This window comes from Candidatus Nanohalovita haloferacivicina, from assembly GCF_029232205.1.
GTDB lineage: Archaea > Nanohalarchaeota > Nanosalinia > Nanosalinales > Nanosalinaceae > Nanohalovita > Nanohalovita haloferacivicina.
This window is the reverse complement of the sequence record NZ_CP107255.1, coordinates 160,847-172,311: the sequence shown is the minus strand read 5'-3', so window position 1 is coordinate 172,311 and position 11,465 is coordinate 160,847. Positions and strand designations below refer to the sequence as shown.

Here is an 11,465-nt window from a genome sequence, read left to right as displayed (position 1 = left end):
TAGTAGACTACAGCAATAAGAAGCAGAACTCCTCAGAAAGTAGTATTTCTTTACCAGCAAAGTTAGGGATGACTGATCAGTCAGTCCTAGAAACGACACATCCCAACCCTATAGGGCTGGTTCAACTCAAAACCCTTTACAAATCAAAGGAGGTGACAATATGAATAAAAAATTGACAATTCTAGCAGTAGCACTTCTAGCATTCGGAATGGCTTTCTCAGCGACAGCACAATCTCTTGAAGGAGATAACACTCAGAACACAAGTGATGGCGACGTTAACACTTCAGAAAGCTCTAATATCACAGTATCTGTAGCCAGTAAGACAGCGATCGATGTCAAGCCAGAGTCTCTAGACTATAACAGTCTTGACGTAGGAACTCAAACTCTAACAGGAGACAACGGAGGAAACAGTTTTGGATCAATTGAACTGGAAAATATTGGTTCAGAGTACATTGATCGAGTTTGGACGTCAGCTACGGCACCTTCCGACAATCCTTTCGGAACAGGACTTCCAGGAGAATATGACGCAGGAAACTTCCTACAGATCAAACCTGCAAACTCTTCTTCGAAATCCTCAGTAAGAGGAAACACATCAACATATCACTACGTTAATAGACATGAGTATGCAAACTCATGGAGTAGTGAAAGAGGAGATATTCCCTCTTACATCGAAGCAGCACCTACAGAAGTAGATTCAGGTGTTGACGATGTATACGTTGGAAGATTCAGAGCAGGAAGCGAATGGTACTTCTGGGTAATCCCAGTAGCATCTGACGACATCTGCGATGGTTCAAGTGGTCCAAGTATCATCCGAGTAGGAAACACAGCTCACTCCCCAGACTCATTCGGAACCGTTGACTTCACAGACAGCGGGCCAGGAGACTGGAGAGAGTATAACATCGTATCAACAACAGGAAGCTACGGTGTAGCAACAAAGTCAGGAGACGGAGAGACTGGTATCAGACTCAACATGTCTGACGGAAGCTACAGAGAGTACGATGTACTTACCGGTTGTGATACAGGTAAGTCAGCAATTTCTGACGCAGGGACAATTAGAACCCGTTACAATGTCCAGGCAGGAGACGTAGATGACCTGACAGCAGGAACTGAGACTGGAGAACGATCACAGTTCCTTCTGAACGCAGACTCCGCCAACCCTGAGAGAATGCTTCTCCCAGGAGAAGGACTAACCGTGGACACAGCAATTGAAGTTCCACAGGGAGTTCCACAGGGAGGAGTTTCACAAGGTCAGATCACATTCTATGTGACATCAGACCAGAGCGCTCAGAGATAGAGCTTAACCTACATTTTCCATTTCTTTTTCTTTCTCTTTTCTTTCAAATCAGAAATTTTCTAGCATCCACAACTGAGTGTAGACTTTTTTATTCGGGCCTTGCCAGTTTTGTATATATGGTCAGTAAGTACGCCGATTATTCTGAGGAAGAGATGAGTGAGACTGCGGATGAGTTTGGAGAGATGATCCGCACGATGGAGAAGGAAATTCAGAAAGGATATATTGGCCAGGAAGATGTTATTAACAAGATACTATTGACGATTGTAGCCGGAGGTAACGTGCTTCTTGAGGGAGTACCAGGCCTTGGAAAATCTCTTCTAGTTGAACAACTGGGCCGCGTAGTTGGAAACACTGATTTCCACCGCATCCAGTTCACTCCCGACAAGCTTCCTTCAGATATTGTCGGTGTAGAGGCTTACAACGAGGATAAAGGTTTCTACGTTGAGAAAGGGCCTATCTTTGCAAACTTTATTCTTGCAGATGAGATTAACCGTGCTCCTCCAAAGGTTCAGAGTGCGATGCTTGAGGCCATGCAGGAGCACAAAGTATCGATTGGAGACCAGACCTTCCATTTGCCAGAGCCATTCTTCACACTGGCCACACAGAATCCTACAGAGCAGGGTGGAACATACCCATTGCCGGAGGCCCAGATCGATCGTTTCCTGTTCAAGATCTACCTTGACTACCCTAAGAAGAAGAACGAACAGAAGATTATCGACATGAACGCAAACATTATGGACGACGAGGACTTCGATGTTGGAGTAGTTGTAGACGACGAAGACGTGCTCGAAATACAGGAGTTCGCAAAACAGGTAACTGTCAGTCAGGAGATCAAGGAATATATTGTGGACCTCGTGGATACATCCAGAAACCCTGAAAACTACGGCCTGGAATACGGAGAGTACATTGAATGGGGTTGCACACCGAGAGCAAGCATTAACCTTGCATTGGCAGCAAGAGCTCACGCACTATACAACAAGAGACACTATGTAACACCTGAAGATGTCAGAGCCATTATCGAGCCAGTTTTCATCCACAGAATCCTTCTTAACTACGAGGGAGAGGCCCAGGGAATTGAAATTAAGGACATAATCGATGATATTGTAAATACAGTGCCGGTGAGGTAGATGAAGGAAGAGGACTTCTTCGGCTCCGACGATTTAACTGCAAGAGTTGATACAGAAGTTAAACGTGTTGCCGAACTCTTCAGATTCGCGTTAAAATACAAAGAACAGTTTCAGGCCTCAGGTATCGAATTCTCCGACCTCAGAGAGTACCAGGTAACAGACGACGCATCCAGAATCGACTGGAAGAACTCTGCAAGTACAGACGCATTGTTCGTTAAAGAGTATGAGGAGGAGAAAGATATGGACGTCTACATTATTCTCGATGTCTCCGACTCCATGATGTTTGGAACCGCGGACAAGATGAAGTCAGAGTACGCTGCAGTTGTCGCAGCTGCTCTAACATACGCTTCTATCGACGCCGGAATTAACGCGGGATTCGGAATGTACGGTGACGATCAGATAACAATCAATCCTGATGGAGGCCAGGATCAGTACCAGAAAGTACTTCTCGAAGTCACCAAATTCAGTAACCACGGCGGAACCTTCAACCTGGAAGAGGCCCTCAATGATACTATTGGACAGATCAAGGCCAACACCGCCCTATTCATTGTATCAGACTTTATCGAGGCCAAGGGAGATTGGAAGGCAAAAATGAAAATTGCGTCAGAAAAGTTCAGGCACGTAATGTGCATCATGACCCGCGATCTAAGAGACTACAAACTGCCGGAGGGCGGAAACATGAGATTCAAATCACCGGCCGGAAGCCAGCAGATGACAGTAAATACTGACAAGATAAGGGAGAAGTACAACGAAAAAGCTCGAAACGAAGAGAAAGCTCTGAAATCAAAAATGGAAGGTGCTGGAGCAGGAGTGATCAAGGTCGACACCCGAGAACAGTTCTCCGGAGCCTTCGCAGAGTACATGGATGAAACCGGAAGTGACTGGTAAAAATGGAAATACAGTTCTCATACCAGTACGCACCACTCCTCGGACTCATCATAGGCCTATTATTTGGAATAACCATTTACTCCCGAAAAATGAAGAAGGCCCGCGCCATGAAGTTCGGGAACTATGAAACACTTCAGAAAGTAGCAGGAGGAAACTTCCTCAGATCCAGCAATATACTGGCCTTCCTAAAACTCGCAGCAATCACATGCCTCATAATCGGAGTATCAGGGCCAGAACTTGTCAGAGAAACATCAGTAGCAGACGCAAGCTACGTCATCGCAGTAGACTCATCCTCATCAATGTTCACAACCGACATAGAACCGACCAGATTCCAGGCAGCAAAAGATATCGCAACAGGCCTCGTAGATGAAATGACAAATCAGACAACACTAGGCCTCGTATCATACTCTGGAGATGTAAACGTGGTTTCAGAGCCTTCTGGAAATCTTGCAGAGAAAAAGATAGATATCAGGAGGATGGAGATAGGCGACAGGGCCGGTACAGCTATCGGTGACGCGGTCATAAGCTCAGGCACAATCCTTCAGAACTCCACAACACCAAGAAGAATAATACTTATCACCGATGGAGAAAACAATGTAGGATCGGGAATCAATGAATCTATCCGATTTGCAAACAACAATAATATTTCAGTCTACACTATAGGCCTTGGAAAGAACAGAGAAGGAGATCAGTACCAGATAATTAACGGGAACAATGCTTCAAGAGCTGACTTCCCTAACCTTAACGAAGACGAACTTGAAAGACTCTCAAACAGCACAGGCGGAGAAAGCGTCTTCATGACCAACAATACAGCTCTGGATCCTGAAATTGTGGGTATTACCAATAGAGAAACTGCTCAGGACTTCACTACAGTATTTATCTTCCTCGGTGCCCTGCTTCTGATAGTGGAGTGGGTGCTGAAAAGTACCGGTCTTGAAATCCTACCTTAACAACTAAATTCAGAAAAACTAGTTGAATACTATGGCCGACGAACTGGAAAAACTCGAGATCAACGACATCTCATCACTGACAACAAGCAGCGTAGAAGAATTCAGATCAGAGATTGAAAGCAGAGAGGTACCTGTCAACGACCTTGAAATTCTCAGATCGGCCGAACAATCAGGAAAAAACAGAGAGAAAGTTCTCGAGATAATTGACAGACAGATGGAGAAACAGAAGGTATCGCAGAAATTGGGCCTGGCAGAGGACGAACTCGAACATATTGAAGGCCTTATGAACGAAGTAACGGAACTTGAAAGCGCAGAATTTGATGGAGACCAGGCAGAGGACGTCAGCCAGGAAGATCTCCTTGATCTAGTTGGTGGAACAGTTGCAGACATCAAGAAATATGTAACAGAAAACAATCCTAGCGTAGAAGTAATGCAGACACTTCTAAACTCCGAGAAAAAAGTCAAGGATCGAAAGACTGCCAAAAAATTCCTTGAGAAGAAAATAAGACAGAAAAAAGTAGAGAAAGATCTAGAGAAAACCAGCGAAGACATTGAAAAACTGGAATCCGATCTGGAAACAGTAGAAAAGGACTCCGACATAGATGAAGAATCAGAGAACGGCGAACAAGAACCAGAAACCGAGGAAGAGGATAGCGAAGACGAGGAAGACTCTGACGACAAAGAAAACAATGAAGAGGCCTCCGAAGAAGAAAAAGAGGATTCCAAAAATGATAAAGAGGAAGATAAATCAGAAGAAGAGAGTGAAGAGGCCGAAAGTGAAGAAGAAACAGAGGAAAAAGAGGAAGGAGATAGCAAGGGAGAAAATGAAGAAGTTTCCGAGTTTGAGAAGAAAAAAGAGATACTTGAAGACATTGACATGGATGTGCCAGATAACGAACTCGAAAATATCCCTATCGACGAATTGAAGTCAATCAGAGACGATAAGAAGGAGAGAGAAGGCCTGATCGGAGGCCTGAAAGATGAAGGCCTTGATCCTGAGAAACTTCAGCAGTCCAGCACAGAAGATCTGCGAAAGATTGCAGAAGAGCTGGAAATTGATGTTGACGAAGGCCGGGAAAGTTCTGATGGGGAGGAAGATGATTCTGATAAGTCCCAGGAGGAGATGCGTGAAGAGGCCGAGGAAGATCTTCAGATGTTGATGGGGGCTGTAAGAGATAGCGAAGATGAAGAGGAAGAAGACGAAGGTGGAGGGCCTAGAGAGAAGATTCAGAACTTCCGTGAAAAGATTAGTGCGCGTCTGAACAGCGATGATAAAGGCCAAGGTGACGATGACGGCAGTATGAATGATTCTGATGTGAAAGAGGTTCTTGATAAATACTCCAAGCTTGAAAGCGATAGAGAGGTAGCGGTAAAGACAGCTCACGTGATGAAAGGATATCTCGAGACCGAGCTAGGTATAAAACGCGAACTTACATACCAGGAGCTGGCAGAACAGTTGCCTGAGGACTCGGACAATATGAAACAACTTGCAGACTTCTTTGAGACCATGAACAGAGAGCAATATATCAAGAAGATCGACGTAGAAGCCGATGAAGTTATTGCTCTATGTAAGCACGTGGTTGAAGACCTCTAGAATGGTAGCAGGAAGGCCGGTATCAGGCTGTAGTACTCTGCCGAGATGTAGATGAATATTGCAGCTTCTCCAACTATCAGAAGTATAAATGGAATCCTGACGCTCAAACTGCTGAGTTCGTATCTTGTCATTACAATTGAGTAGATTACAAGCAGAATTGTCCATGCAGACGCAAAGACCGGAAATCTAAGTTCTGGCGGCACAATACCCTGATCAGCCACCACCTGGATCTGCATGTTGGAGAAAGAGTAAGAACCATCGTTTGTCGAGACAATAACAGTTGCATTACAGTCCTCAATGTTGTCAGACGCATTGACGTTCAGAGTAAGCGACTTACTTTCATTGACATTGATGACTCCTACATCCTCCGCACTTATAGAGCCACAGCTCTCAACATTCTGAACCTGTACCTGAGTGCTGTTAACAGGGCCTTCACCAATATTCTGGATCAAAAGAGGAATCTGATTACCCTGATTAGCTCCAATCCTGACAACCTGTGGGGCCTCACTTATCCTGATCTCAGACCGGAAAACCTCCTGATTAACCGTTAGAAGAGTTTCCTCAATATCCAGAAGCCTCTCAGAGTTCCTAGCTCTCATAACCAGCCTGTAAGTAGCAGGATTAACCGATTCAGAAGGCTGAATAAACACAGATCTATTCACAGTTTCATTTACAGAAAGATTCGCAATATTAGCAGGCCTTGCACTCCATTCTCCTGGAAGAAGATCAGTATCAGGACGTATCACAACATCAGAGGCCGGACTACCTCCAATATTCTCAACTTTAAGCTTTATACGGGCGAAACGGCCTCTATCAGTTGAAGCCGACACATTCCAGGCCTCAACATTCAAGTTAACAGTTGGATCTGGCTCAGGCACTGGTTCCGGCACAGGTTCTGGTTCTGGTACAGGAACCTCTACCTCCGTCTGACCAGGGTTGTCGTTATCTCCCTCTACGTTCTGATCTGATTCAGAACCTGACTGATTAGCATCTCTTGGAACCGCCTGATCTCCTGTAGGGTTACCTTTACCACCGCTGCCACCACCAGCAACAAGAACACGGAAATTAGTGTAATCATACAGATCAAAGTCCTGGTATCCATAAACAACCGGGTTTTGTGCAGCACCGTCAGTAATCGTGCAGGTAGCATTCATATCTAGATGGCCTGTGTAGAAACCAAGATCATCTGTTTTATTGAACTGCCTGACAAAAGTATCAGAGGACTCTCCAGGCAGCAAACTATCATTCATAGGATCATAGGAAAGATTCATGTAAGGCCCTAACTCCTCTCTCCCATCCTCAGGAAGCCACTGAGTTTCATTCTGATAGGTTACATTTAGATCAGCGGATAAGTTCGCTCTAGCACTGCCATTATTATTGAAATCAACCATAAAGCTGCCAGAACCATTCAGAGAAAGAACTCCTCCCCCCGGAGCTCTAAATCTCTGGACTTCAACCCCACAGAGGCTTGAAATACTGGCACTGATATCAGCGCTATCAGCATCGACATTGGAAGAGTAAACATAGAATTCATCGGATTTTGAATCCGTTGTCCCATCGCCGCCTCTCAAATTTATACCGTAATTATACGTGCCCTCAGGAAACCTGCCTGCCTCATAAGTATAAGTCTGGTAAAAGTGGCCTGACTCCTGAAGATTCATAGAACGAGAATCAATAGAAGTATTGGCCACAGTAACATCCAGCGAGTCAAGGCCTTCATCCACGTTAGTAACCTCGGCGTAGAAAGAGACATCGTCCTCCGAGTTCTTGAAGTCAGGCCTCGAACGGGCCTCTACAATTCTCAGCCTCTTGGGCTCTACTGCGAACTCTGTAGAGTTCTGAGCTGAGAAATCGTCGAATACCTGGGCCTCCCAGAATCCTACTTGTGGGTCATCAGGAATAGTATAATTGTACTGATAGACATAGTAGCTGTCATCAGAAGATGTGGTGGCATTAGTTTCATTACCGTCAGAGCTAGTAGATGTACTGGTTTCGTTTGTGCTCTCTGTAGTAGAATTTGTCGTACCATTGTAAGAATCGATCAGCACCATTGGTGCACCGGAGAGAACAACGTCATCATCAGAATCCTGGATCGAAAGTTCGTAATCCGAACTCTCAGAAACATTATACTCGACAACAATCTTTGATCCTTCAGAAATATCGCCGCTGCCAGAATTAGCTACAGTAAACTCCTCTCCCGCCGATATTCCAGCGAAAAGCAAGACCAGGCCGATGAACACTATCTTCTTTCTCAAAGGAATCCCTCCAGCACAACATACGCTGCGCTAACAGTTATACCTACCGCCAGAAGAATAGTGAGGCCGTCAAACCCAGAGTCTTCTGCCTCTTCTTGAATATTTTCAGCAGACTGGTTCTGAGAGGAACTGCTAGAGTTTAATTCCTTCTCCTCAACACCGCTATCCGACTGCTGATCTTCATTCTCTGAAGTTTCATTCTCAGTAAATAAATCACCGTCAAAAGAAGTATCTATCTCTGGCGAAGTAGTACTTAAAGTAAATAGAAGTTGACGGATATTTTCAACCTCAGGCCTCGCCACACCTGATTGATGAGAAGTAGCGGCCGAAACAGTAAAATTAAAATCTCTCTGATCTGTCTGAGGATCTATTGAGACCTCTATCGAGTAGTAATGAATTTTCAGGTATTTTCCAGGCTCTACCTGATACCAGTTATCTCCTTCAGGCGTAGATTCAGGCCCGGACTCAGGAAGAGTTACTGTAGAAGGCATTGAAATATCTAGATATTCTGGAGCATCTGAGCTTAGATTTACTGTCTTTTGTGGGCCGTTGTTGATAAATCCGATACGATAATTGGTTTTGAGAGATTCTATTTCTTTGTTCTGCTGTGGGACAGTTATAGCTATCTCTGCGGACGACATTGAGATGAAAAACAGTGCTGTGATCAGGAGTAGGATAGCTTTCTTTTTCATGGTTCAGTCAGTTGCATTTGCTTTGAATGTAATGGTTCCATTATAGCCGCTCTGAGTCATTCCATACGGCACATCAATCCAGTAATATGACGTGAGTATTGTACCTGGGTCAATATTTGAGGCCATCTTCGTGTAGTTATGCAGCAAGGTGCTGGCGGTGTCGACGTTGTTTTCGAGATTGTAGCTGATGTTTGAGACTCCTATCTCGTAGCTTGGATCTGCTTCAGACGTTAGATCTGTTCCTTTCACCCAGAGGCCTTCTACAGGTTTGCTGTTTTCATCTATGCTTATATTGTACTGATCATTGCTGTTTCCTTCCGCAGGCCTGTCCTGCCAGCCCGGATCAAGGACACCAAAATCTATAACGTTGAAAGCAAGATCCATGAGGATGATACTGTCAATTTCTACCAGGCTTTCATTAGAGACTGCCGAGGTCAGGCCTTCCTGTGTGGAGGCGTTGACATCGATCAGATGGTAGGAGTCCTGTTCTCCTGTGGCATTTGTTGTCCAGTTAAGCTGGCATTCCTGTCCCGATGACAGTTCGCATTCTTTCTGGGCGGCCTCATCTAGATGGAATGGCTGGCCTGAGTTCTCTGGCATTATCTGTTTGCCTGTGGAAGTATTGTATCGAGGAGTGGCTGTAACGTTGCCACAGTTGTCAGGGCCGCAGGTTACATTGGCTACAATATAGAAGGTTCCGTTCTGTCTGAGAAGAGTATTATTGGGTGGCGTAATTAGCTCGACATCAAGATCGCCGACTTTTTCCACCTTCAGATCATGTTGATCAAATATTGAGGCCGAGGAATCATCATCTGTTGCGTTGAAGGATTGCTGATACGTGTTCGTGGAAGTATCTGTTATGTTTACGAGGTAACTGGCCTCCATCTGGCTTGAAGAACCTTCTGTCTCTAGAACACCGTTGTTTGAGGTATCCCACTCCAGGTAGTCTGTGAAAACAGTTCCTCCAGTCTTCTGGCCGTTAAGATTGTACCAGATCTGGCCTACAGGCCATGCACTGTTGAGTCCCGAGTGTCTTAGTATATCTTCAGGTGCTATACTCCAGTTCTGGCTCCCTGTATTCTCTACTGTAAAGGAAAATCTGTATGTATTCTCTGAGGCCTGTTTCAGATTTAGAGTAGTGTTTGTACCATAATCAACCAGTTCTCCACCAGTTTCCTTGTTGGACTGTGAGAGGCCTGTGACATTGTGTACTGTTATATTGTTGAGCTGGAGTCTTGGAGAGGTGTTTCCTGCGGAGTAAGCGCTGAAAGTCGAGGTATTGAAGCTGAAGGTCTGAGAGCCCGTAGAAGTAGTATATGTTGAGGTATCCTGTATTTGCCATGAGCTGCAGCTTGAGGATCCGAAGTCGTAGCTTGAACAGTAAAGGATTTTTTCAGGCGAGGAAGGCCTTCCATACGTTATTTCGACAGTATTATAGTTTAATCCTGTATCATCCAACGCGTACACTTTTTCGTGATTTACGATGTAGGGACCGGATGAAGCGTAGTTGATGACCTGCATCTGAGGTGAGATGTCTGCTGTAAGGTTGAGATCGTGCCATGTGGCATTGATATCCGGGCCTGACCCCTGAAAGTTCTGTATTACCGTGTAGTTTTCATTTTCTGTCAGGTTTGTGTCCAGAAGGTTCTGTGCAGAGGCCACGGTTGTCCCTCCCTGTTTTACCAGGTATTCTGCATCTACTGTGCTTCCCTGAGAGTTCTGGGCTTCTAAAGTTATTGTTGCGTTTGCTGCTGATGCGCTGGCTGTTAGAAAGATTGCCAGGATGGCTAGAAAAATTTTTCTATACATAGATTGTCGCCAGGCCAGCTACCAGGCCTATTATACCCGTTAATACGAGCCATTGGTAGGTTTTGCTGGCTTGCTCTAGTTCCGAGTATATCGCTTGCTGGTCATTGGTTGTTACCTGCATACCTCTGAATGTTGAGACTGCGTACTGCATCTGGTCGCCGATATTGGTGCCCTGCAGATCATCTATGGCCTGAAGACTGTCGTTAAATGCGTCCGTGGAGACTACCGCGTCCAGCTGGTCGAGTCTCTGCTCTGTCTGCTTGGCCTCATCGATCGCTGGTTGCAGAGTCATAAGTGTGTGCACCGACACGATCAGAAGTGTCAGCGATGCAATAACCATTACCTTGCCTAGCTCTGTCTTGTCAAAAGTGTATTCGTACTCAAGTTCTCTGATTTTCTTGCGCGGATCCTGAAAATTCATACTCTACTGTATTAGTTATTGGAACTGCAGCTTTTCAAATCTACACCGCTATACTGTTTCTCCCATCTCGAACAACTGAATCCTTCGACAACAGCTTTCTTCCATTCATCACCCGAGTATTCCGAGCTTGCACAAAGGTTTTCTCTTACAGAGTTACATGAGGCCTCTACATTTTCCAGCTGGCTGCATTGTTCGGCGGAGTCGAATTTTTCCTCGATCTGTACACTTCCTATGCAGGAACCATTGAATGGGAGGCCTTTGCATGTCTTGATTTCTGTGTAGCATGTGCCGCGGGCCTCGGAGGTCTGTATGCCGTTTGTCAGTAGAAATGTTGTTACTGTTAGGAGTGCTATTGCGGCCATTATGAAGAAGGTCTGGTCTATTCCGTGTTCGAGGATTTTTTCCTTCATGTCTTTATATTGTTTTAAGTAATAG

At 45.1% G+C, this 11,465-nt stretch carries 10 protein-coding genes; 5 read left to right on the top strand and 5 right to left on the bottom strand.

All coding sequences use genetic code 11. The annotated features are described in order from the left end of the window. Positions 1-160 precede the first annotated feature (160 nt). The 5 genes from HBNXNv_RS00965 (at position 161) to HBNXNv_RS00945 (ending at position 5,853) form a co-directional block, all read left to right on the top strand. The gene (locus tag HBNXNv_RS00965; RefSeq protein ID WP_347720968.1) at positions 161-1,294 is read left to right on the top strand and encodes a hypothetical protein; all 1,134 of its coding nucleotides are present in this window, start codon (positions 161-163) and stop codon (positions 1,292-1,294) included. Positions 1,295-1,410: 116 nt separating this feature from the next. Then, complete coding sequence (locus HBNXNv_RS00960; protein WP_347720967.1) at positions 1,411-2,421, top strand: AAA family ATPase; 1,011 nt, start codon at positions 1,411-1,413, stop codon at positions 2,419-2,421. Then, on the top strand, positions 2,422-3,309 hold the full coding sequence (locus HBNXNv_RS00955; protein ID WP_347720966.1) for a DUF58 domain-containing protein: 888 nt from the start codon (positions 2,422-2,424) through the stop codon (positions 3,307-3,309). Between the two features lie 2 nt (positions 3,310-3,311). Continuing rightward, a complete protein-coding gene (locus tag HBNXNv_RS00950; RefSeq protein ID WP_347720965.1) occupies positions 3,312-4,259 on the top strand; it encodes a vWA domain-containing protein in 948 nt (315 codons plus the stop codon). 31 nt (positions 4,260-4,290) lie between these two features. Further along, entirely contained in the window at positions 4,291-5,853 is a 1,563-nt protein-coding gene (locus tag HBNXNv_RS00945) for a hypothetical protein (RefSeq protein WP_347720964.1), read from the top strand. On the opposite strand, the gene HBNXNv_RS00940 is transcribed toward HBNXNv_RS00945, so the two are convergent. Genes HBNXNv_RS00940 through HBNXNv_RS00920 form a run of 5 tightly spaced genes read right to left on the bottom strand, consistent with a single transcriptional unit; the run spans position 5,850 to position 11,440 of the window. Further along, entirely contained in the window at positions 5,850-8,108 is a 2,259-nt protein-coding gene (locus HBNXNv_RS00940) for a COG1470 family protein (protein WP_347720963.1), read from the bottom strand. The genes HBNXNv_RS00945 and HBNXNv_RS00940 overlap by 4 nt on opposite strands. Next, positions 8,105-8,800 carry a hypothetical protein gene (locus HBNXNv_RS00935; RefSeq protein WP_347720962.1) on the bottom strand — a complete coding sequence of 232 codons (696 nt, stop codon included), beginning with the start codon at positions 8,798-8,800 and terminating at the stop codon, positions 8,105-8,107. Before HBNXNv_RS00935 ends, HBNXNv_RS00940 begins: the two co-directional genes overlap by 4 nt. Positions 8,801-8,803: 3 nt before the next feature. Further along, the gene (locus tag HBNXNv_RS00930) at positions 8,804-10,609 is read right to left on the bottom strand and encodes a hypothetical protein (protein WP_347720961.1); all 1,806 of its coding nucleotides are present in this window, start codon (positions 10,607-10,609) and stop codon (positions 8,804-8,806) included. Further along, on the bottom strand, positions 10,602-11,030 hold the full coding sequence (locus HBNXNv_RS00925) for a hypothetical protein (protein WP_347720960.1): 429 nt from the start codon (positions 11,028-11,030) through the stop codon (positions 10,602-10,604). Before HBNXNv_RS00925 ends, HBNXNv_RS00930 begins: the two co-directional genes overlap by 8 nt. A gap of 11 nt (positions 11,031-11,041) precedes the next feature. Next, complete coding sequence (locus HBNXNv_RS00920; RefSeq protein WP_347720959.1) at positions 11,042-11,440, bottom strand: hypothetical protein; 399 nt, start codon at positions 11,438-11,440, stop codon at positions 11,042-11,044. Between the last annotated feature and the right edge of the window lie 25 nt (positions 11,441-11,465).

What these genes read in the sequence shown, in the direction of transcription:
- HBNXNv_RS00965 (WP_347720968.1), top strand. Translation starts at nt 161, where the DNA reads ATGAATAAAAAATTGACAATTCTAGCAGTAGCACTTCTAGCATTCGGA.
- HBNXNv_RS00960 (WP_347720967.1), top strand. Translation starts at nt 1,411, where the DNA reads ATGGTCAGTAAGTACGCCGATTATTCTGAGGAAGAGATGAGTGAGACT.
- HBNXNv_RS00955 (WP_347720966.1), top strand. Translation starts at nt 2,422, where the DNA reads ATGAAGGAAGAGGACTTCTTCGGCTCCGACGATTTAACTGCAAGAGTT.
- HBNXNv_RS00950 (WP_347720965.1), top strand. Translation starts at nt 3,312, where the DNA reads ATGGAAATACAGTTCTCATACCAGTACGCACCACTCCTCGGACTCATC.
- HBNXNv_RS00945 (WP_347720964.1), top strand. Translation starts at nt 4,291, where the DNA reads ATGGCCGACGAACTGGAAAAACTCGAGATCAACGACATCTCATCACTG.
- HBNXNv_RS00935 (WP_347720962.1), bottom strand. Translation starts at nt 8,800, where the DNA reads ATGAAAAAGAAAGCTATCCTACTCCTGATCACAGCACTGTTTTTCATC.
- HBNXNv_RS00930 (WP_347720961.1), bottom strand. Translation starts at nt 10,609, where the DNA reads ATGTATAGAAAAATTTTTCTAGCCATCCTGGCAATCTTTCTAACAGCC.
- HBNXNv_RS00925 (WP_347720960.1), bottom strand. Translation starts at nt 11,030, where the DNA reads ATGAATTTTCAGGATCCGCGCAAGAAAATCAGAGAACTTGAGTACGAA.
- HBNXNv_RS00920 (WP_347720959.1), bottom strand. Translation starts at nt 11,440, where the DNA reads ATGAAGGAAAAAATCCTCGAACACGGAATAGACCAGACCTTCTTCATA.